Annotated in this window: 19 protein-coding genes; 10 read left to right on the plus strand and 9 right to left on the minus strand. The window is 62.4% G+C overall.

The window, feature by feature from the left end; translation table 11 throughout:
* The first annotated feature begins 7 nt into the window (after nucleotides 1-7).
* On the plus strand, nucleotides 8-652 hold the full coding sequence (maiA, locus tag AC07OJ_RS06910) for a maleylacetoacetate isomerase (RefSeq protein WP_495094286.1): 645 nt from the start codon (nucleotides 8-10) through the stop codon (nucleotides 650-652).
* A 162-nt stretch (nucleotides 653-814) separates the two neighbouring features.
* Nucleotides 815-2,176 carry an MFS transporter gene (locus AC07OJ_RS06915; protein ID WP_106805081.1) on the plus strand — a complete coding sequence of 454 codons (1,362 nt, stop codon included), beginning with the start codon at nucleotides 815-817 and terminating at the stop codon, nucleotides 2,174-2,176.
* Nucleotides 2,177-2,573: 397 nt separating this feature from the next.
* Here the strand turns inward: AC07OJ_RS06915 and AC07OJ_RS06920 are convergent, their stop codons facing one another.
* Nucleotides 2,574-3,377 (minus strand): SirB1 family protein, encoded by an 804-nt coding sequence (locus AC07OJ_RS06920; RefSeq protein WP_282397805.1) that lies wholly within the window; start codon nucleotides 3,375-3,377, stop codon nucleotides 2,574-2,576.
* A gap of 188 nt (nucleotides 3,378-3,565) precedes the next feature.
* Between AC07OJ_RS06920 and AC07OJ_RS06925 the strand changes: the two genes are divergently transcribed.
* Nucleotides 3,566-4,585, plus strand: coding sequence for a Glu/Leu/Phe/Val dehydrogenase family protein (locus AC07OJ_RS06925; RefSeq protein WP_065906967.1), 1,020 nt, complete (start codon nucleotides 3,566-3,568; stop codon nucleotides 4,583-4,585).
* A 55-nt stretch (nucleotides 4,586-4,640) separates the two neighbouring features.
* On the opposite strand, the gene AC07OJ_RS06930 is transcribed toward AC07OJ_RS06925, so the two are convergent.
* Entirely contained in the window at nucleotides 4,641-4,901 is a 261-nt protein-coding gene (locus AC07OJ_RS06930) for a YebG family protein (RefSeq protein ID WP_012722374.1), read from the minus strand.
* A 248-nt stretch (nucleotides 4,902-5,149) separates the two neighbouring features.
* Between AC07OJ_RS06930 and AC07OJ_RS06935 the strand changes: the two genes are divergently transcribed.
* Nucleotides 5,150-5,638, plus strand: coding sequence for a phosphate-starvation-inducible PsiE family protein (locus AC07OJ_RS06935; RefSeq protein ID WP_201143581.1), 489 nt, complete (start codon nucleotides 5,150-5,152; stop codon nucleotides 5,636-5,638).
* Here AC07OJ_RS06935 and AC07OJ_RS06940 read toward each other — a convergent pair.
* The 3 genes from AC07OJ_RS06940 to AC07OJ_RS06950 form a co-directional block, all read right to left on the minus strand.
* Entirely contained in the window at nucleotides 5,635-5,952 is a 318-nt protein-coding gene (locus tag AC07OJ_RS06940; RefSeq protein ID WP_065906965.1) for a DUF3509 domain-containing protein, read from the minus strand. The two genes, AC07OJ_RS06935 and AC07OJ_RS06940, sit on opposite strands and share 4 nt — an antisense overlap.
* A 299-nt stretch (nucleotides 5,953-6,251) precedes the next feature.
* Nucleotides 6,252-7,544, minus strand: a complete 1,293-nt coding sequence (locus tag AC07OJ_RS06945) for a serine/threonine transporter (RefSeq protein WP_495094287.1) — start codon at nucleotides 7,542-7,544, stop codon at nucleotides 6,252-6,254.
* 60 nt (nucleotides 7,545-7,604) lie between these two features.
* Complete coding sequence (locus tag AC07OJ_RS06950; RefSeq protein WP_495094288.1) at nucleotides 7,605-8,981, minus strand: L-serine ammonia-lyase; 1,377 nt, start codon at nucleotides 8,979-8,981, stop codon at nucleotides 7,605-7,607.
* A gap of 137 nt (nucleotides 8,982-9,118) precedes the next feature.
* On the opposite strand from AC07OJ_RS06950, the gene AC07OJ_RS06955 reads away from it, so the two are divergent.
* Both AC07OJ_RS06955 and AC07OJ_RS06960 read left to right on the plus strand, forming a co-directional pair.
* Nucleotides 9,119-10,066 (plus strand): LysR substrate-binding domain-containing protein, encoded by a 948-nt coding sequence (locus AC07OJ_RS06955; protein WP_065906960.1) that lies wholly within the window; start codon nucleotides 9,119-9,121, stop codon nucleotides 10,064-10,066.
* Between the two features lie 212 nt (nucleotides 10,067-10,278).
* Nucleotides 10,279-10,689: an HPF/RaiA family ribosome-associated protein gene (locus AC07OJ_RS06960; protein ID WP_065906958.1), complete on the plus strand. Its 411-nt coding sequence runs from the start codon at nucleotides 10,279-10,281 to the stop codon at nucleotides 10,687-10,689.
* A 59-nt stretch (nucleotides 10,690-10,748) separates the two neighbouring features.
* On the opposite strand, the gene AC07OJ_RS06965 is transcribed toward AC07OJ_RS06960, so the two are convergent.
* Nucleotides 10,749-12,260 (minus strand): MFS transporter, encoded by a 1,512-nt coding sequence (locus AC07OJ_RS06965; protein ID WP_495094289.1) that lies wholly within the window; start codon nucleotides 12,258-12,260, stop codon nucleotides 10,749-10,751.
* Nucleotides 12,261-12,364: 104 nt separating this feature from the next.
* On the opposite strand from AC07OJ_RS06965, the gene AC07OJ_RS06970 reads away from it, so the two are divergent.
* Complete coding sequence (locus AC07OJ_RS06970) at nucleotides 12,365-13,276, plus strand: LysR family transcriptional regulator (RefSeq protein WP_495094290.1); 912 nt, start codon at nucleotides 12,365-12,367, stop codon at nucleotides 13,274-13,276.
* A gap of 130 nt (nucleotides 13,277-13,406) precedes the next feature.
* Here the strand turns inward: AC07OJ_RS06970 and fecA are convergent, their stop codons facing one another.
* The 3 genes from fecA to AC07OJ_RS06985 form a co-directional block, all read right to left on the minus strand.
* On the minus strand, nucleotides 13,407-15,743 hold the full coding sequence (gene fecA / locus AC07OJ_RS06975; protein WP_213552968.1) for a TonB-dependent Fe(3+) dicitrate receptor FecA: 2,337 nt from the start codon (nucleotides 15,741-15,743) through the stop codon (nucleotides 13,407-13,409).
* A gap of 91 nt (nucleotides 15,744-15,834) precedes the next feature.
* Nucleotides 15,835-16,776: a FecR domain-containing protein gene (locus AC07OJ_RS06980; protein WP_495094291.1), complete on the minus strand. Its 942-nt coding sequence runs from the start codon at nucleotides 16,774-16,776 to the stop codon at nucleotides 15,835-15,837.
* Nucleotides 16,773-17,261 (minus strand): sigma-70 family RNA polymerase sigma factor, encoded by a 489-nt coding sequence (locus tag AC07OJ_RS06985; RefSeq protein ID WP_120447691.1) that lies wholly within the window; start codon nucleotides 17,259-17,261, stop codon nucleotides 16,773-16,775. The genes AC07OJ_RS06980 and AC07OJ_RS06985 overlap by 4 nt, the downstream gene beginning before the upstream one ends.
* Nucleotides 17,262-17,431: 170 nt before the next feature.
* On the opposite strand from AC07OJ_RS06985, the gene AC07OJ_RS06990 reads away from it, so the two are divergent.
* Genes AC07OJ_RS06990 through AC07OJ_RS07000 form a run of 3 tightly spaced genes read left to right on the plus strand, consistent with a single transcriptional unit; the run spans nucleotide 17,432 to nucleotide 19,631 of the window.
* A complete protein-coding gene (locus AC07OJ_RS06990) occupies nucleotides 17,432-17,734 on the plus strand; it encodes a DUF3649 domain-containing protein (protein ID WP_065906949.1) in 303 nt (100 codons plus the stop codon).
* A complete protein-coding gene (locus tag AC07OJ_RS06995) occupies nucleotides 17,731-19,305 on the plus strand; it encodes a PepSY-associated TM helix domain-containing protein (protein WP_120447692.1) in 1,575 nt (524 codons plus the stop codon). Before AC07OJ_RS06990 ends, AC07OJ_RS06995 begins: the two co-directional genes overlap by 4 nt.
* Entirely contained in the window at nucleotides 19,305-19,631 is a 327-nt protein-coding gene (locus tag AC07OJ_RS07000; RefSeq protein ID WP_282397812.1) for a DUF3325 domain-containing protein, read from the plus strand. The genes AC07OJ_RS06995 and AC07OJ_RS07000 overlap by 1 nt, the downstream gene beginning before the upstream one ends.
* Nucleotides 19,632-19,634: the final 3 nt, after the last annotated feature.

Here is a 19,634-nt window from a genome sequence, read left to right on the forward strand (position 1 = left end):
CAGGGCGATGGAACTCTATACCTACTACCGCTCCACCGCGTCGTACCGGGTGCGCATCGCCCTGGCGCTCAAGGGCCTGGATTTCACTGCGCTGCCGGTGAATCTACTGGTGCCGGCGGGCGGCGCCAATCGCCAGCCGGACTACCTGGCCATCAACCCGCAGGGCCGCGTGCCGGCCTTGCGCACGGATGACGGCGAGTTGTTGATCCAGTCTCAGGCGATCATCGAATACCTGGACGAACGTTATCCACAGGTGCCGCTGTTGTCCGAAGACCTGGCCACCCGTGCGCACGAGCGCGCGGTCGCCTCCATCATTGCCTGTGACATTCACCCGCTGCACAACTCCAGCACCCAGAACCTGCTGCGCCAGTGGGGACATGACGAGGCGCAGTTGCTGGAATGGATCGGGCACTGGATCAGCCAGGGCCTGGGTGCGGTGGAGCAGTTGATTGGCGACGAGGGTTATTGCTTTGGCGCGCAGCCGGGGCTGGCGGATGCGTTTCTACTGCCGCAGGTGTATGCGGCAGAGCGCTTCAAGGTGGCGTTGACGGCGTACCCGCGTATCGGGCGGGTAGTGGCGTTGGCGGCTGGGCATCCGGCGTTCCTTCAGGCTCACCCCGCAAATCAGCCGGATACCCCTGCCACCCCGTGAATCTGAAGGCTTGCACCGGTCAATTGTGGGAGCGGGCTTGCTCGCGAAAGCGCTGTATCAGTCACAGAGTCGACGACTGACACTCGGCTTTCGCGAGCAAGCCCGCTCCCACATGGGGTCTCCAGCGTGTCCAGAATATAAAAACAATACAGGTACCTTGCGATGCACAATCAGATTGCCAGCTTTCGCGCGGCACTCGACGCCCGTCCGGTGTCGCGCTATCAGTGGTTGATCCTCCTGTTGCTGGCGCTGCTGCTGGTGACCGATGGCTACGACGCCCAGGTGCTGGGCTATGTAGTGCCTGCGCTGGCCAAGGATTGGGGCCTGGAAAAAGCCGCCTTCGGCCCGGTGTTCAGCGCCAACCTGTTGGGCCTGACCCTCGGCTCGCTGCTGGTGACGCCCCTGGCGGATCGCTTTGGTGTGCGGCGCATCCTGCTTGGCTGCGTCCTGATCTACGCCAGCCTCACAGTGTTGATGGTGTTCGCCAACTCGTTGACGACGCTGATGGCCGCGCGGTTTATCTGCGGCATTGGCATGGGCGGGGCGATGCCCAGCGCCATGGCCTTGATGTCGGAATATTCGCCGCCGCGCCTGCGCACCCTGATGGTGACCCTGGCGGCGTGCGGTTTCTCGTTCGGCGGCGCCGCGGGCGGGTTTGTGGCGGCGGGTTTTATCGAGGGGTATGGCTGGCAGGCGGTATTCCTGGCGGGCGGTGTCACGCCATTGCTGCTGTTTCCTTTCCTGGTGTGGCTGCTGCCGGAATCACTGCCGCGCCTGCTGCGTGATGCGCCGCCGTATGCGCGGCTGCAGAAGGTCACCGCGCGCATGCTGCCCGGCTGGCAGGCCCCGCCGGCAAGCGCGGCGGAAAACGCTCAAGAGCAAGGCAGCAAACTGACGGTGGTGGAGTTGTTTCGCAATGGCTACGCGCGTCCGACCGTACTGATCTGGGCGACCTTTTTCGTCAGCCTGATCCTGCTGTACTTCATGATCAGTTGGTTGCCGTCGCTGTTGCTGGAAAGCGGCCTGGCCCTCAAGCAAGCCAACCTGGTGACCTCGATGTTCCTGTTTGCCGGCACCTTGGGTGCGATTGGCATGGCGTGGTTTGCCGACCGGTTGAAGAGCAAGGTCCGGCTGTTGTCCGGCGTGCTCGCGGCAGCAGCCGTGTGCACTGTGCTGCTGGGCTTGAACCACGACAATCCGCGCTACCTGGTGGCCTGCGTGTTCGCGGCCGGGTTCTGCATCATCGGTGGGCAACTGACCCTGAATGCCTTCGCCAGCAACTTCTACCCGGCGCACGTACGCGCCACGGGTACCGGCTGGGCATTGGGCGTGGGGCGGTTTGGCTCGATCCTCGGGCCGCTGTTTGGCAGCATGCTGCTGGCGATGCAGATTCCGGTGCAGCAGATTTTCTTCTTCTGCGCGATTCCGGCGGTGATTGCCGCATTGCTGATTATCCAGGTGCGCTCGCCGGGTGTAGGGTCGGCGGAACGCCCGGTGCCGGGCGATATTCTCAAGACCCCTTGAGGCCAGGCGCGAGTCACTGTGGCGAGCGGGCTATTTGTGCTGAGCAGACTTGTCGTGGTGAGCATGCTTATTGTGGTGAGCGGGCTTGTTGTGGTGAGCGGGCTTGCCCCGCGTTGGGCGGCGAAGCCGCCCCAAACCTGGCGCTGAGGTATACCTGACCCACCGCATGGGTTTTTGATGGGGCTGCTGCGCAGCCCAACGCGGGGCAAGCCCGCTCGCCACGTTAGTCATCTGCCCAAATCCCCTTGAATCAGGCGCCAGTCACTTTGGTGAGAGGGCCTGTCGTGGTGAGCATGCCTGTTATGGTGAGCATGCTCACCACAGTCATTGATACAGCCACAGTCCCTGCCAGAGCCCCCCCCCCACCCAGAACTCAACACCAACGGATCCGGCAGCGTCAATGCACCACTGTATTCGGCGGCAAGTGTCCCAGGCGCTCCGTCAGGCGCAGGCGCTGGATCGGATCTTCACTGAGCAGCAGTGCGTGTTCCAGGTCAAAGCGCTCGGCGTTCGGGCAGTCCAGGCGCTGATATAGGCTGGCACGGGCGAGGTAGTCGGCGGCACTCGCATTGCCCAGTTCCAGCACGCGCTCGGCGTCGATCAGGGCGGACAACGGGTTGTCATTGGAAAGGTGCAGCTGGCGCAGGTTGCGCGACAGGCGCTGCAGGATCGAGCGCGGTCCGGCGGTGTGCAGATGGTCGGCCTGCAACTTGAGGTTGGGGCCGTATTGGCGTTGCAACAATTCGCGGCAATCATTGGGGTACAGGCGCCGACCGCCGCAAGGGTCCAGCAGGTGATCGGCGCCGGGCACCCGCAGCAGGAAGTGGCCCGGAAAGTTGACGCCGACCATGGGGATGTCCAGGCGTCGCGCCAGCTCCATCGCAATCAACCCCATGGCCAGCGGCTGTCCGCGCTTGCGCTGCAGGACCTTGTCCAGCAGGGCGGCGGCGGGGCGCAGGGGGGTGAAGTCATCCTGGGCGAATCCGAGGTCATTCATTCGCCGCAGCAGTGGTTGACCCAGTTCATCGGCCGGCAACATTGGCATGCCCAGGCTCACCTGTTGTTGCAGCAAACCCAGCTCCTGCAGGATCACCAACGGCTGCACCGCCGGGTCATGCTCGGCAGCAATCCACAGCGCGGCTTCAAACAGCGCAGGGGGTGAACGTTCCAGGCAGGCGAAAAAGGCTGTGCGGGGGTTCATTGCATTCTCCGGCGGATGCCCTCCCGTTTTAGCCTTGCTGGGAATTTTCGTCCAGTGGCTTAGAAAATATCCTCCGTGCTTATGTCGCAAGCCCCGTAAAACCGGGCGGCTTATTCCAGCGTACTTCGGCAGTTTTCTGCCGCAAGCCTATACTTGGCGACTACAAAGAGTGATTCGGGAGCTCGACGATGTTTGCTCTCATGCACAGCACCCGCCTTGAATCGCTGCACCTGAGCATCGACCCGGTGACGGGGTTGAAGGCGGTCATCGCCATTCACAACAGCCGCCTGGGCCCTGCCCTGGGCGGCTGTCGCTACCTTGCCTACCCCGACGACGAAAGCGCCGTGGCCGATGCCGCGCGCCTGGCCCAGGGCATGAGTTACAAGGCTGCCCTGGCCGGGCTGGCGGTGGGCGGCGGGACGGCGGTAATCATCCGTCCCGTGCACGTGGAAAGCCGCGCCGCCTTGTTTGAAGCCTTTGGCCGTTGCATCGAAAAACTCGACGGCCGCTTCATCACCTCGATCGACAGTGGCACATCAGTGGCCGATATGGATTGCATCGCCCAACACACGCGCTTCGTCACCAGCACCACGGCGGCAGGCGACCCGGCTCCGCATGCCGCCATGGGTGTATTCACCGGCATTCGCACCACCGCCATGGCCCGCCTGGGCAGCGACAACCTCGAAGGCCTGCGCGTAGCGGTGCAGGGCCTGGGCAATGTGGGTTATGCCCTGGCTGAACAACTGCACGCCGCCGGCGCCGAACTGCTGGTCAGCGACATCGACCATGGCAAGGTGCAACTGGCCATGGAGCAATTGGGTGCACACCCCATCGCCAATGATGCCTTGCTCAGCACGCCCTGCGACATCCTTGCACCGTGCGGTGTGGGTGCGGTGTTCAATCGGCACAGTGTTGGCCAACTGCGCTGCGCCGCCGTGGCCGGTTCCGCCAGTGCGCAACTCACCAACCTGCAAGTGGCCGACCAGTTGGAAGGGCGCGGCATCCTCTACGCCCCGGACTACGTGATCAACTCCGGCGGCCTGATCTACGTCGCTCTCAAGCACGGCGGCGCCGAGTTGCCGACCATCACCGCGCACCTGTCCAACATCGGCACGCGCCTTACCGAAATATTCGCCCACGCCCAGGCCGAAAAACGCTCGCCTGCACGGGTCGCGGATGAGCTGGCCGAGCGCCTGCTGTACAAATAGGCCGGGTATTAAAAAGGCCCTGAATCCATGATTCAGGGCCTGTTCAATTCGGGCTTTATTCCGCCGGCGCGTTGAGCAATTCGGACAGCGCGTCCGGTTGGCTCTTGAACGCCTTGGCAAATACATCGCGGTTCTTCGCCATGTAGATCCCGGCTTCTTCAACCTGCTGCTCGCTCAGCGACGGCACGGCTTTTTGCAACACTTCTGCCAGCAACTCAGCGAGTTCAAGCATCTTGTCATGACGGTCAGCTTCGGCTTTATCCATGAACAAACGCTCCAGATCTCGGCTGCTGCGGTATACCACTTCGACGGCCATTCACCACCTCACATGCCTTCACGATAGTTGTCTTTTGCGACTACTGTATTTATATACAGCGAAAAGGGTAAGCCAAACCACGGGGTTTGGGTAGCAGTTTTTTAATCTAGCCCGTAAATACAGGTTGAGCGTGCCTCATGTCACCCCGCCATCATCTTATACCTGCCTCTGGCCTTTTTTCTGCATGCAGAACAACCGTCACGTCCAACCCGCATTATCCGGTCGAGTCGACCTAAGGAAGCATCATCGTGAATATCAACTGGGCCGAAAAGCTGCGCCAGAACGTCCATGGGCTGGCTGAGTCCCTGGGCAATCTGTTTGTCGAGTCGTTCCACTACCTGGCGCTGTTCGCCATTGGTGCAGTGACCGCCTGGGCAGCGGTGATGGAGTTTCTGGGGATGTTGGAAACCGGGCACATCAAGATCGATGACATCTTGCTGTTGTTCATCTACCTGGAATTGGGGGCGATGGTCGGGATCTACTTCAAGACCAACCACATGCCGGTGCGCTTCCTGATCTACGTGGCGATTACCGCGCTGACGCGCCTGCTGATCTCCAACGTGTCGCACCACAACCCGCCCGATATCGGCATCATCTACCTGTGCGGTGGGATTCTGCTGTTGGCGTTCGCGATTCTGGTGGTGCGCTATGCCTCGTCGGCCTTCCCGTCGGTGAAGGTCGAAGGCCCGCGTCGCAAGGGCGAGACGAGTCTGGAAACCGAGAAGGGCGAGCTTTAAAGCCCGACGCTGAAGGGCAGGGCGCGGGTCGGTGGCCGTTGCAACAGTTTGTGGCTGTCGCCGTCGGTCATCACCGCCAGGATTTCCATGGCGCTGTGGCCCTGCTCGATGGCAATTCCGAATTGGATGCTTTGCACCAGGCGTTTGAGGCGTTGCGGGTCGTTGCGCTGTTCGGCGCTGATCATGCGCTTGGCGACGACGCCGGTGTCATCCGAAAGGGTGAGCATGATGCTGCCATCCAGCCGCTGGATGCTCAGGTTGACGCGGTATTGGGGGGTGAAAGTGTCGGTGATGATCTGAAAAGGATTGTCCATGGTGCGTTACCGCCTGATAAGAACATGCAGTCATTGACGACCGGTGTCTGGATTAGTTCGCATTGCCTGACCGCCGGCCACTCCGTCGCTGAGGGTGTACAAATTCCGTTTGCCTCATGAGCTGTACAGCAAGGGGCGTGCCGTACAGTGACTTCCCAGCCCATGGGGCCTGGATGTGGGAGCGGGCTTGCCCGCGAATGCGCTCTTTCAGCTAATAAATACTCAGCTGAAGGAGTGCATTCACGAGCAAGCCCGCTCCCACATTTATCTTGGGTTGATCTTCAGGTCTGTGGGCTATTTCAGGGCAGTACCGAGAAAACGATCGCAGACAGCGCAATCAACCCGATCACCACCACAAACACGTTCGACAGCTGGCCCGAGTACTGGCGCAGAGATGGCACGCGGCGGATCGCGTACATCGGCATCAGGAACAGCAGGCACGCGATGATCGGCCCGCCCAGCGTCTCGATCATGCCGAGGATGCTCGGGTTGAACGTCGCTACGGCCCAGCAGGTCAGCACCATGAACAGCGCGGTGCAGCGCTCCAGTCCTTTGGACGACATCGAACGGTTGCGCCCGCGCAGGGATTTGACGATCAACCCCTGGAAGCCTTCGCTGGCGCCGATGTAGTGGCCCAGGAAGGATTTGGTAATCGCTACCAGCGCGATCAACGGCGCGGCATAGGCAATCACTGGCGTCTGGAAGTGGTTGGCCAGGTACGACAGGATCGAGATGTTCTGGGCCTTGGCCGCCGCCAGGTCAGCCGGCGACAGCGCCAGCACGCAACTGAAGCAGAAGAACATCACGGTCAGCACCATCATGCCGTGGGCGGTGGCCAGGATGCCGCTGCTCTTGCGCTCGGCCTGCGCGCCGTACACGCGTTTCTGGTCGACGGCAAAGGCGGAGATGATCGGCGAATGGTTGAACGAAAACACCATCACCGGGATTGCCAGCCACAGGGTATTGAAGAACATCGGCAGCGGCATGCCGTCGCCGGCGGAGGCGAAGAATGCACCGTTCCAGTTGGGGATCAGGCTCACCGCCAGCAACAGCAGGGCGGCGACGAACGGGTAGACCAGCACGCTCATGGCCTTGACGATCACACCCTGGCCGCAGCGCACGATGGCCATCAGGCCGAGGATCAGCACCAGCGACAGGATCGCCCGGGGCGGCGGCGCCATGTGCAGTTGATGTTCCATGAAGCTGCCGAGGGTGTTGGTCAGCGCCACGCTGTACACCAGCAGGATCGGGAAGATCGCGAAGAAATACAGCAGGGTGATCAGCTTGCCCGCACCCACGCCGAAATGCTCTTCGACGACTTCGGTGATGTCACCGGATTTGCCCGACAGCACAAAGCGCGTCAGCCCACGGTGGGCGAAGAAGGTCATCGGGAAGGCCAGCAGTGCCAGCACGATCAGCGGCCAGAACCCGCCGACGCCGGCATTGATCGGCAGGAACAGGGTGCCCGCGCCGATGGCGGTGCCGTAGAGGCCAAGCATCCAGGTGGTGTCGTGTTTGTTCCAGCCTTTTGCAACGGGGGTCGTCAGGTCTACAGCGGGATTTTCGGCAGCAGGTGTACGTACATCGGTCATCGTTATTGCCTCGTTATTATTTTTGCGCGGGCTCACGTTGGGGCGGTCAGGGAATGCTCCTCAGCACTCCACCCAGTTCACGGCCAGGCCGCCCCGTGAAGTTTCTTTGTATTTGTCATGCATATCGGCGCCGGTATCGCGCATGGTGCGGATCACCCGGTCGAGGGAAATGAAGTGTTTGCCGTCACCGCGCAGGGCCATCTGCGTGGCATTGATCGCCTTGACTGCCGCGATGGCGTTGCGCTCGATGCACGGCACCTGTACCAGGCCACCGACCGGGTCGCAGGTCAGGCCGAGGTTGTGCTCCAGGCCAATTTCGGCGGCGTTTTCCAGTTGCTCGGGCGTGGCGCCCAGCACATCGGCCAAGCCGGCGGCGGCCATGGCACAGGCCGAGCCGACTTCGCCTTGGCAACCGACTTCGGCGCCGGAGATCGAGGCGTTTTTCTTGCAGAGGATGCCGACGGCGGCCGCGGCCAGGAAGAAATTGACTACGTCGTCGTCAGACGCGTCGGGGTTGAACTTCATGTAGTAATGCAGCACCGCCGGGATGATGCCCGCCGCGCCATTGGTCGGCGCGGTAACCATGCGCCCGCCGGCGGCGTTTTCTTCGTTGACGGCGAGGGCGAACAGGTTGACCCATTCCATCGCCGACAAGGTCGAAGTGATCACATTCGGTTTACCGATTTCCAGCAGGCTGCGGTGCAGTTTCGCAGCGCGGCGCGGCACGTCCAGGCCGCCGGGCAAGATGCCTTCATCGCGCAGACCCTGCTCGACGCATGCGCGCATCACCGACCAGATATGCAGCAGTCCGCTGCGGATCTCCTCGTCACTGCGCCACGCGCGCTCGTTGGCCATCATCAGTTCCGAAACCCGCAGCCCGTGCTGGTTGCACAGGGCCAGCAGTTCGACAGCGCTGGAAAAGTCGTAGGGCAATTCCACGTCACTGGTCGGCGCAATGCCCGAAGCCGCTTCAGCGGCTTCGATGATGAAACCGCCGCCCACCGAGTAATAGGTTTGCTCGCTCAGCAGGCCATTGTCGCCGTACGCATGCAGGGACATGGCGTTGGGGTGGTAGGGCAGGCTTTCGTCGAGCAGCAACAGGTCGCCGTGCCAGTTGAAGGCGATGTCCTGCTGGCCGGCGAGCAGCAGCCGGCCGCTCTCGCGCAGTTGCTGGATACGGGCGTTGATCGAGGTGGGGTCGATCTGGTCTGGCCATTCGCCCATCAGCCCCATCACGCAGGCGCGGTCGGTGGCGTGGCCCACGCCGGTCGCCGACAGCGAGCCGTACAAGCGCACTTCGACGCGACGGGTTTCGCTGAGTAGCTGTTGGTCGATGAGGGCTTGGGCAAACGTCGCCGCAGCGCGCATCGGGCCGACGGTATGGGAACTGGACGGGCCGATGCCCACCTTGAATAGATCGAAAACACTGATAGCCATGCTAAAGCCTTACAAGCAATGGAGTAGGAATCGCTGCCATGTTTTGTAGGACGAGCGCAATTGGCGCGATACTGAGCCTCTGGAACGGCACTGACCAACGAATTATCCTAAGACACCCTTTAGCAGGACTAAACCCTATGACCCGGCCCCTTCATGGCCAGACGTATGTCTGGTTGCACGTTTTTTCCTGCGCGGCGCGGCATTTGTCGTTCACCCGTTGCGCCGAGGAACTGCACATCACGCCGGGGGCGGTGAGCCAGCAGATTCGCCAGCTGGAAGAGCGCCTGGGTTTCCGCCTGTTCCATCGGCGCGCGCGGGGCGTGGAGTTGAGCGCAGAAGGTCAACGGCTGGCGACCACGGTGGGGGAGGCCTACGGCAGCATTGATGCCGAGTTGCAGCGCTTGGATGCGGGGATGATCAGTGGCACCTTGCGCCTGCGTTCGATCCCGTCGTTTCTGGGCAAATGGCTGACGCCGCGCTTGCCCCGCCTGCAGCAGCGGTTCCCGGATATCCAGCTGCGCATGGTCGCCGAAGACAGCAGCATTGCGCTGCACGAGGGCGACTTCGACCTGGCGATCGACCTGAACGACGGCAGCTACCCCGGCCTGTTATCCACAGCCTTGCTGGATGAACAGATTTTCCCGGTGTGCGCGCCCAGCCTGCTGCGCGGCCGTCCGCCGTTGCATGGGCCGGCTGACCTGGTGCATTTCCCTTTGCTGCATGACATTACCGCGTGGCGTGGGAGTTATGAGTACGCCGAGTGGGAGTTTTACCTGAATGCCATCGGCTATCACCACGCCGACGTACGGCGCGGGCACACCTTCAACCGCAATCACCTGACCATCGAGGCCGCCATCGCCGGCATGGGCGTGGCCATCGCGCGGCGCACCTTGCTCAACGATGAGTTGGAGCGCGGCACCTTGATCGTGCCGTTCGGCCTGGCCGTGCCCAACCATAAACGCTACGTGCTGCTGTATGCACCGGGCGCGCTGAGCCATCCGGGCGTGCGGGCAGTGCATGACTGGCTGGTGGAGGAAGCAGGGATTTTTCGCAGCTTGCACCCGTTGGGAGAGGGGCAATTGTGAGGATTGTCGGGCGTAAGAAGATGTAACTAACTCCCCACCCTACCAGCGTTTTTGCTCGTAGTCAGAGTTAATTTGTAATGTGTGATTTATCTTTGCAAAGGGGTTGAATTGTTCTGCTGACTGCTCAATTGTGTAATCAAGAGGTCATGGTTTCACCACACCGGTGTTGCAGTTGTGACCTCTCGCGAGCTAGCTGAAATAAGGGAAGAACTATGCAAATCCAAGTCAATAGCGATAACCATATTGAAAGCAGCATCCGACTGGAGGAGTGGGTACGTAATACCATTGAAAGCACGCTCGAACGTTATGAAGAAGACCTGACCCGTGTCGAGGTCTACCTGCGGGATGAGAACGGCGACAAGCCCGGTCCCCACGATCTGAGTTGCCGCCTGGAAGCGCGGCCAAAAGGCCATCAACCGCTGTCGGTGCTGCACAAGGCCGATACCTTGGAGCAGGCGATCGACGGCGCTGCGACCAAGCTGGACCATGCGTTGGAACATTTATTCGGCAAACTGCAAGGCAAGCCCCGCGCTGCCGGGAAAAGTCTGTCGGACACCAAAGTGAATGAAGATGAGCTTGAACAGGAGTTTCTGGAAAAAGAACGTGCCGTGTTTAACAGCTGATCGCTGAAGGTTTTTACCCTCCGACTGAAACGGGCCTGCACATGCAGGCCCGTTTTCGTTTAGCGGCCGCGTCGGAAGAAATACCCGCTGAGCAGCGCCAGGACACCAGCCCCCAAGCCAGCAAAAAGCATCGCCCATCCCGCCCCTTGGCGCAGCCCCGCCTGTGCCTGGGAGATTGCCAGCCCAGGCACTTCCAGTTTGCCTGCCGCAATCTCCTGGCTGAGGGCCGGCCACTGGGAGGCCGTGGTGGCGGGCAATACTTCGGCCAGGTAATGGCTGATCCCCAACAACAGCACCAGTCCCATCAACGCGATGTTGAGTGCCAGGGTAATCAGGCGTGCACTCAGGTCGATGCCCGAGGCCATGCCCGCGCGATCAGCCGAGACCGCGCCAGTGGTGGTGTTGGTGGTCGGTGAGTTGGTCAACGCCAGGCCCACGCCGGCGATCACACAACTGGCCAGCATCCAGAAGAGGCTCGGATGCCCGGTTCCATTCGCGGTGGCCATGGCCAGGAAGCCTGCACCCATCAGGCCCAACCCCAGCGGGATAATGCGCTCGGCACCGTAGCGCAGCGCCAGGCGCTCGGCGAGCGGCGGTACCAGCAAGGTGGGCAAGGTGTAGGCGAGCAGGGCGCCGCCGGTGGTCAAGGTGTCGTAGCCGAGGCCGGCCTGGAAGTAGAGCGGCAGGTAGATCATGAACGGCCAGAAGCTGAAGTTCATGCCGATGGAGCCCATCAGCGCGCCGTTGAAACGCTGGATTCGAAACACCGAGAAATCGAACATCGGCTGCGCACTGCGGCGCTCGACCACGATGAACAGCAGTAACCCGCCGATCGCCAACCCGGCCCAGCCGAGCATGGGCGCCGTGCCGAAGCCTTGCTCGGTGCCCTGGGTAATGAAGTACACCAGCGCAAAGACCGACAGCGTCAACGTGAGCATGCCGGCGATGTCCAGGCGATGGGCCGCCGGATCGCGGGATTCCTGCACGCTGATGTGCAGCAGCGCCAGGGTGAACAACGTCAGCGGCACATGCACGAGGAAGACCCAGCGCCAATCCGCGATCGCCAGGATCAACGCGCCCACCATCGGCCCGAAACCCAGGCCGATGCCGGCAATCACGCCCCATATCGCAAACGCCCGCGCCCGTGCCGCCGGCTCGCGGAACAGGTGCGAAAGAATCGCGAACTGGCAGATCATCATCGCTCCGGCGCCCACGCCTTGTACGAAACGTGCCGCGATCAGTGTCGGCGCATGATCGGCCAATCCACAGGCCAGCGATGCCAGGCCGAACACCCATAGACACAGCACCAGCATGCGCCGCCGCCCGAAGCGGTCGGCCAGCGTGCCCGCCGCCATCAGTACACTGGTGCAGGCCAGGGTGTAGGCATTCATGATCCATTGAGCATCCTGAAAGCCGGTGCCCAGCTCTCGTTCAAGCGTCGGGAGGATGACGGGCACACTGGAAATCTCCAGGCCGAACATGAGGGCGACGAGGCACACGGCGGTGAGGGCCAGGCCGTTCCTGGCGGTAAGCGCAGGCGTGGCGGCGGATAACGTAGCGGCGGGTGGCATGGGATTCTCCTGTCGATGGCAATCGGGTTATTTTCAGGGGAATCTGTTTCTTTATTCGTGATAAGTTTTCTTCTTATCAGGGAATCAAGAGCGACAATCGAATCATGGCCACTCCGCGTTTTGATGGCGTCGAGCTGTTTCTACAGATCGTCGAAAGCGGCAACCTGACCGAAGCCGCCGAGCGGCTTAACCTCACGCGCTCTGCGGTCGGCAAAGGGCTGGCGCGATTGGAGGCGCGCCTGGGCACCTGTTTGTTGCAGCGTTCCACGCGCCGCCAGCGATTGACCGAGGACGGCCAGGCCTATTACGAGCATTGCCTGCGCGCGCTGGCGGAGCTGGAGGCCGCCGAGTCGGTGCTGGAGAGCGGTCGGCAGCAGCCACGCGGACGCCTGCGCGCGAGCCTGCCGCTGGCGTTCGGGCACCACTATGCCGCGCCTGCGCTGTGGCGGTTGATGGACCAGTTTGCTGAGCTGGAGATCGAGATTTCGTTCTCGGATCGGCTGATCGATGTGGCGCAGGAGGGTTTTGACCTGGCGGTGCGTATTGGCCCGCTGCCCGACACTGATCGCTTGAGTGCTCGCCGCCTGGGCGAACAGGCCATCGGCCTGGCGGCGTCATCTGCGTATTTGCAGCGCAGCGGCCGGATCGAGTGCATCGAGGATTTGGCGGGGCATCGCGGTATTGCCTACCGCTGCAGTGCTCCACGCCTGGAATGGGAGTTGAAGGATGCGCAAGGGCGCGCGCACCGTGCGCGGGTGGCCTCGCCGTTGATGATGGACGACCTCCAGGCCGTGGCCGATGCCGCGATCGCGGGCGTGGGCCTGGCCTGGTTGCCGAGTTGGTTGATTGCCCACTATGTTTTGCGTGGGCAGCTGGAGGCGGTTTTGCCGAGCTATCGCGACCAGCCTGCGCCGATCCATGTGATTTGGCCGACGGCGGCGCATATGCCGGCCAAGACGCGTTGTGCCATTGATGCCTTGGTTGCTGCGACGCCTAGTTGTTTGGCGGGGAGTTAGGTGTCAGGGCTTTTTGGGGGTTGCTTCGCAACCCAACGCGGGGCAAGCCCGCTCGCCACAGGAAGCGTGCTTGCCACATCAAGCCTACTTGCCACGGGAAGCCCGCGTGGGCTTTGTTCTCTGACGGCAGTCAGAACGCGATAGACGTTTGCACGTATACCGTACGCGGCTCGCCGACATACTTGCCCTTGTTGTTGTCGTCGAACGAACGGGTGAAATACTGGGTGTTGAAGATGTTCTTCACTCCGACGGCCACGTTCAAGTCCGATAGTTGCGGGCCGAAGTCATACGCCGCGCGGCTGCTGAACAGCATGTAGCCGGGGATGCGACCGGTGGCACCGTTGGCGCTTTCGGCCTCGGTGTTGGCGTTGTCGGCGAACTGGCTGCTCTGGAAGCTGCTGTCCAGGTTGAGCTTCCAGCGGCCTTCGGTGTAGCCCACGCCGAGGGTGCCTTTGTGCTTGGACGAGAAGGGCACGCGGTTGCCTTTGTTCGGGCCGTCTTCGCGGATGGTGGCGTCGACATAGGCATAGGTGGCGTACACATCAAACCCCGCCAGCGCCGGGCTCAGGCCGTCGAGTGCATAGTTGACGCTGGTCTCGATGCCCTGGTGGCGGGTTTCGCCACGGGCGATCACCGAGTCATCGGTCTGGTTGCTTTCGTACTGGTTGTCGAAGTTGATCAGGAACGCGCCGATCTCTGCACGCAAGGTGCCGTCGTCGTAGCGGGTACCGAGTTCCCAGGTGCGGGCCTTTTCCGGTTGCACTTCGCCCTTGGGCACGCGCTTGGCCATCTGGCTGTATTGCACGCTGCCGAACGAACCTTCGGTGTTGGCGTAGAGGTTCCAGCTGTCGGTGAGGTGATAGAGCACGTTCAACGCGGGCAGTGCGGTGTTGTAGTCACCTTTGTAGTTCAGGTTGTTGATGTGGTCGGTCTGCTCGGACTTGATCATTTCGTAGCGCACGCCCGGGGTGATGGTCCACTTGCCGATATCAATCCGGTCATCGAGGAACAGTGCGTTGGCCTCGGTGCTGCCGCGGGTGTCGCGGTCGTTGCGGCTGTCGGTGGTGGGGATCTGCTGGTTGGCGGCGATCGGTGTGCGGTAGCGCAATTCGTGGCCGGCTTCGTTGATGTAGCGGTAGCCGATGCCCACTTCGTGGCTGGTCGGGCCGAGGTCGAAGCCTTGGGCGAAGCGCGTTTCCAGGCCGCGCACCCAGTATTCGCGTGGCGACAGCGAGAGGAAGTTGCCCTGGTCCAGGTAGCCGTTGCGCAAGGTGGTGGTGAAGAAAGTGTTGGCGGTGAATTCGCGGCGATCTTCCTGGTAGCGGTAGCCGGCATTGAACATAGTGCGCCGGCCCCAGAACTTGTCGTAGGGACGGGTGGATTGGTAGGGGTCGGCCTTGTAGTCCTTGACGTTCAACCCCCCAGGCATATCGGCCTGGCCTTCGTAGTACTGCGCCATGGCGTTGAAGCTGTTGGCGTCGTCGAGCTGGTATTTGCCTTTGAGAATCAGGTCATCAATGCGCGTATTGCTGTTTTCGCGCCAGTCGCCGCCACGGGTCCCGGAGTACAGGATCGCGCCGCCGAGGCCGTTGTCGGCAGTGCCGCCGGCGAGCAAATTGCCGGTGGTCTTGAACCCGTCGTGGCTGGAGGACGGGCTGGTTTCAGTCTGCAGGCCGCCTTTGACGGTTGGCGCATCGGGAATCGCGCGGGTCACGAAGTTGACCACGCCGCCGACGTTCTGCGGGCCATAGCGCACGGCGCCGCCGCCGCGCACCACGTCCACCGCGTCCATGTTGCCCATGCTGATCGGTGCAAACGAAAGTTGCGGCTGGCCATACGGCGCGAATGGCACCGGGATGCCGTCCATCAGCACGGTCGAACGCGAGGCCAGGCGCGGGTTGAGGCCACGAATGCCGAAGTTCAGCGCCATGTCATGGCTGCCGGTGCCGTTGTTTTCCGGAGCATTGACGCCGGGAATACGGTTGAGCACATCACGGGCCTGGGTCGCGCCCTGGCGTTCGAATTCTTCGCGACGGATCACGTCGCGGGCGCCGGGATGTTCGAATACGTTGGTCTGCGCTGCATCGCCGAGCCAGTCGCCCACCACGCTGGAGGTGCCCAGTTCAATGCTGGCCGGGGCGTTGGCCGGTTGCAGGCTGTAGGCATTGTCGCCTTCGGCACGTGCTTGCAGGCCCGTGCCTTCGAGGAGTTTCTGCAGGCCGTCAGCGGCGCCGTAATTGCCCGACAACCCACGACTCTGCATGCCCGCAGTGACTTCGGAACCGAAGGAAATCAGCACGCCGGCTTCACGACCAAACTGGTTCAGTGCCGCCTCCAGCGACGCCGGGGCGATGTGGTAGGGCTTGGCGTCAGCGGCCATTACCGGTGGCAGCACGGTCAGGCCGAGGCTGGCGCCGAGCAGGAGTTGGCGCAGGGTGCGGGCGAGAAGGGTGGGTTGCTGGGGCATGACGAGCGGTCCTGAGAAGGAAGGATCAAGGTGGCTTTCCTTCTCTGTCACGCGAGGTGTGGAAAACGGCTCACTGGGATTGAAAATAATTTCAGGCGCGTGCCTGCACGGTCACCCAATAGCGGGTAAAGCGCCGCACTTTCACCGGCAGGCTGATTTCGAGCAGGTCGAGAATGCGCTCGCTGTCGTCCAGCGGGTAGCTGCCGGAAATCAGCAAATTGGCGACTTGCGGGTCGCAGTTGACCTGGCCACGGCGGTAGCGGCCCAGTTCGGCGAGGAAGTCCTCCAGGCGCATGTGCGCGGCCATCAGCATGCCATCGGCCCAGGCACCGCTGTTGGCGTCGGTGGCGCGCGGGGTGTCCCAACCCTTGCGGGTAAAGTTGACCTGGCGTGCGGCCTCGACCGTCAGCGGCAGGCCGCTGTAGTGATTGGGCATCACCTCGACGCGCCCGCTGAAGACCGCCACTTGGGTGTGGTCGTTGAACTGGCGCACATTCAGGCGCGCTGCCTGGCTGCTGAGCACGCCCTGGCCGGTCAGCACGTGCAGCGGTGTCGCGCCGGCGCTGCCCGTCAGCAGGATCTCGCCTTCGAGCAGGCGGATCAGCCGTTGCTGGCCATCGAAATGTACATCCACCGCGCTGCCGGTATTGAGCTGCAACTGGCTGCCATCGGCCAGTTTCACCTTGCGCCGCTGGCCGACGGGGCTGCGGTAATCGGCCGTCAGCGGTGGCAGGATATGTTGCTGGCGCAGGCTCCAGGCCGCCGCCGAGCCAGCCCCCAGGATCAACAGCAACTTCAGTGCCTGGCGCCGGCTGGTGGACGTCGGCGCGTTCAACGCTGCGTGCGCCAATGGCGAGGGCATGCCGCGCAGGCGCTGGTTGACGCGCTGGATATGGTCCCACGCGCGCTGGTGTTCGCTGTGGGCATTCAGCCAATGCTGCCAGGCCGCCTGCTGGCGCGGGTTGAGTGCGCCTTGCTGCATTTCCATCAGCCAATGCACGGCTTGTTCGGCAACCTGGGTCGAGAAGTTCATAGGGCGAAGTAGCAGCGCATCGCTGCTTTATTCAGGTGGCGCTTGACGGTGGCAATGGAGATGCCCAGCTCCGCGCCGATTTGGGCGTAGGTGAGGCCGTCGAGCTGGGCCAGCAGGAATGCACGCTTGACCTGCACGGGCAGGCCGTCGAGCAACTGGTCCAGTTCAATCAGGGTCTGCAGGATGATCGCGCGTTCTTCTTCCGACGGCGCCACGTGCTCAGGCATTTGCGCCAAAGCATCGAGGTAGGCGCGCTCGAGGTCCTGGCGGCGGTAGAAATTGAACAGCACGCGCTTGGCGACGGTGGTGAGGAATGCGCGCGGTTCGATCAGCGTGGGGGCTTCCCGGGCGGTCAGCACGCGGATGAACGTGTCTTGTGCCAGGTCGGCGGCGCTTTCCGGGCAGCCGAGCTTGCGTCGCAACCAGCCGGTGAGCCAGTGGTGATGGTCGTGGTACAACACTTCGACGGTGTGGGACGGGCTCAACGAAGACACTCCACAAGCACCCATGCACTTTAGAGAACAAGAATTGTTCGCATTGTAGGGCGCAAGAACGGCTTCGGCAATCGGCCTGGGCAGGTGATTCATCCGTTCTGTTTTGCTTATGAGAATATTTATCATTAATATTGCGCGCTGATGAACCTGGCGCCTCCCGCATGAAAAGCAAAACCTCGCTGCCTGTCTCTTATCGTCTTGCCGTGACCTCCCGCGTGCTGGCTGCCGTGGTCGGCGGCTACCTGATGGCTTCGCTCGCCAGTATCTGCCTGGCGCTGTGGATGCCCACCAGCCGCGCCGATGCGGTGATCACCGGGATGATGAGTTCATTTGTGTTCTATCTGCTGGCGGTGCTCTGGTGTTTCGCCTGTCGCAGTGCCGCGCGCGCCTGGTTCGGCGTGATGTTGCCGAGTGCGGCGTTTGCCACCCTGGCGGGTGTGGGGTTCTGGATGACACGCACATGAAAGAGGGATTTCGCCAGGCCATGGCCTGGCTGCACACCTGGGCCGGCTTGATCTTTGGCTGGTTGCTGTTCGCGATTTTCCTGACCGGCACCTTGTCGTATTTCAAGGATGAGATCAGCCACTGGATGCAGCCTGAAGTGCAGGCGCATCCGCTGGACGATGCGCGCAGCCTGAGCGTGGCGCAAACCTACCTGCAGCAGGTGGCGCCGTCCGCCGCGCGCTGGTTCATCACCTTGCCCGACAGCCGTGACCCCGGCCTGTCGGTGATGTGGCAAGACAAGGTCGACCCCGGCAAGCGTGGCAACTTCATCCAGAAAACCCTCGACCCGGTCAGCGGCCAGGCAGTGCAGGCCCGCGAAAGCATGGGCGGCGAGTTCTTCTATCGTTTCCATTTCCAGCTGCAGATGCCTCATCCCTGGGGACGCTGGTTGTCGACGATTGCCGCGATGGTGATGTTTGTCGCGTTGATCACCGGCATCATCACCCACAAGAAAATCTTCAAGGACTTCTTCACCTTCCGCCCCCGCAAAGGCCAGCGGTCCTGGCTCGACGGGCACAATGCGGTCGGGGTGCTGGTGCTGCCGTTCCACTTGATGATCACCTACAGCAGCCTGGTGATTTTCATGAGCCTGGTCATGCCGGCGCCGATCCTGGCCTCCTATGGCAATGACACCCGTGCCTTTTTCAATGAGGTGTTCCCGGCCTCCAACAATGCGCCCGCGCTGGGCCAGCCGGCCGAACTGCTGCCGCTGGTGCCGATGTACGAGCAAGCGCGGGCGCAGTGGGCGGGCGGTCATGTCGGGCGGTTGGCGGTGAATAACCCCGGTGATGTCAACGCGTCGGTGAATGTGTTCCGCGCCGGCTCCGACCGCGTGGTCCATGATTTCGGCAGCACCGTGTCGTTCAACGGCAGCACCGGCGAGCTGCTGCGGGTGAGCGGCGAGCAGTCGCTGCCGGCGGTGATCGGCGGCAGTTTCTACGGCCTGCACATGGGCCATTTCGCCGGCCCGGTGCTGCGCTGGTTGTACTTCATCTGTGGCCTGGCAGGCACGGCGATGATCGGCACGGGGCTGGTGATCTGGCTGGGCAAGCGCCAGCTCAAGCATGCAAAGGCCTCGGTCATGCCGTTTGAGTTGCGCCTGGTCGAAGTGCTGAACATGGCCAGCATGTCCGGGCTGATGATCGCGATCGCGGCATTTTTCTGGGCCAATCGCCTCTTGCCGGTGAGCTTCGCCGAACGCTCCGACTGGGAAGTACAAACCTTCTTCATCGCCTGGGGCTTGAGTCTGTTGCACGCGATCCTGCGTCGCGGCCGCCAGGGTTGGGTCGAGCAGTTGAGTGTTGGCGCGCTGCTGTTTGTTGCCATCCCTGTGCTCAACGCACTGACCACGTCCAGCCACCTGGGTGTGTCCTTGGTCACTGGCGACTGGGCCATGGCCGGTTTCGACCTGACTTGCCTGGCCAGCGGCGTGTTCCTGACCTGGGCTGCCTGGAAGATGCAACACCGCACCGCGCCCGTGGCCAAGGCCGAACGTGCGCGCCCGATGACCCTCAAGCGCGAGGCGAACTGATGCTGCTCGCCCTGTTGATGTGCTACGCCGGTTTCACTGCCTTGTGCCTGTCCACCGACCGTCATCATGGCGAATTGCTCCACAGCAAGCCTTCGCCGCAACGGCGTGTGGGGCTGCGGGTGATCGGCTGGTTGCTGTTGAGTGTGTCGATCTGGCCGGCCGTGAGCATCGCCGGTTGGGGCCAGGGCCTTGTCGAGTGGTGCGCCGTGTTGATGCTCAGCGCACTGCTGCTGGTGCTGTTGTTGCCGTATCGGCCAAGGCTGGCCTTGATCCTGGCGGGTGTCGGACTGCTGGCCAGCCCCGTCGCGGCCTTCGCCACCCTCTGAGCC

Source organism: Pseudomonas sp. GW821-FHT09C08, from assembly GCF_059418125.1.

What these genes read in the sequence shown, in the direction of transcription:
- AC07OJ_RS06920 (WP_282397805.1), bottom strand. Translation starts at nt 3,377, where the DNA reads ATGAACCCCCGCACAGCCTTTTTCGCCTGCCTGGAACGTTCACCCCCT.
- AC07OJ_RS06955 (WP_065906960.1), top strand. Translation starts at nt 9,119, where the DNA reads ATGACCCGGCCCCTTCATGGCCAGACGTATGTCTGGTTGCACGTTTTT.
- AC07OJ_RS07000 (WP_282397812.1), top strand. Translation starts at nt 19,305, where the DNA reads ATGCTGCTCGCCCTGTTGATGTGCTACGCCGGTTTCACTGCCTTGTGC.
- AC07OJ_RS06940 (WP_065906965.1), bottom strand. Translation starts at nt 5,952, where the DNA reads ATGGACAATCCTTTTCAGATCATCACCGACACTTTCACCCCCCAATAC.
- AC07OJ_RS06930 (WP_012722374.1), bottom strand. Translation starts at nt 4,901, where the DNA reads ATGGCCGTCGAAGTGGTATACCGCAGCAGCCGAGATCTGGAGCGTTTG.
- AC07OJ_RS06970 (WP_495094290.1), top strand. Translation starts at nt 12,365, where the DNA reads ATGGCCACTCCGCGTTTTGATGGCGTCGAGCTGTTTCTACAGATCGTC.
- AC07OJ_RS06925 (WP_065906967.1), top strand. Translation starts at nt 3,566, where the DNA reads ATGTTTGCTCTCATGCACAGCACCCGCCTTGAATCGCTGCACCTGAGC.
- fecA (WP_213552968.1), bottom strand. Translation starts at nt 15,743, where the DNA reads ATGCCCCAGCAACCCACCCTTCTCGCCCGCACCCTGCGCCAACTCCTG.
- AC07OJ_RS06915 (WP_106805081.1), top strand. Translation starts at nt 815, where the DNA reads ATGCACAATCAGATTGCCAGCTTTCGCGCGGCACTCGACGCCCGTCCG.
- maiA (WP_495094286.1), top strand. Translation starts at nt 8, where the DNA reads ATGGAACTCTATACCTACTACCGCTCCACCGCGTCGTACCGGGTGCGC.
- AC07OJ_RS06945 (WP_495094287.1), bottom strand. Translation starts at nt 7,544, where the DNA reads ATGACCGATGTACGTACACCTGCTGCCGAAAATCCCGCTGTAGACCTG.
- AC07OJ_RS06960 (WP_065906958.1), top strand. Translation starts at nt 10,279, where the DNA reads ATGCAAATCCAAGTCAATAGCGATAACCATATTGAAAGCAGCATCCGA.
- AC07OJ_RS06950 (WP_495094288.1), bottom strand. Translation starts at nt 8,981, where the DNA reads ATGGCTATCAGTGTTTTCGATCTATTCAAGGTGGGCATCGGCCCGTCC.
- AC07OJ_RS06995 (WP_120447692.1), top strand. Translation starts at nt 17,731, where the DNA reads ATGAAAGAGGGATTTCGCCAGGCCATGGCCTGGCTGCACACCTGGGCC.
- AC07OJ_RS06965 (WP_495094289.1), bottom strand. Translation starts at nt 12,260, where the DNA reads ATGCCACCCGCCGCTACGTTATCCGCCGCCACGCCTGCGCTTACCGCC.
- AC07OJ_RS06990 (WP_065906949.1), top strand. Translation starts at nt 17,432, where the DNA reads ATGAAAAGCAAAACCTCGCTGCCTGTCTCTTATCGTCTTGCCGTGACC.
- AC07OJ_RS06980 (WP_495094291.1), bottom strand. Translation starts at nt 16,776, where the DNA reads ATGAACTTCTCGACCCAGGTTGCCGAACAAGCCGTGCATTGGCTGATG.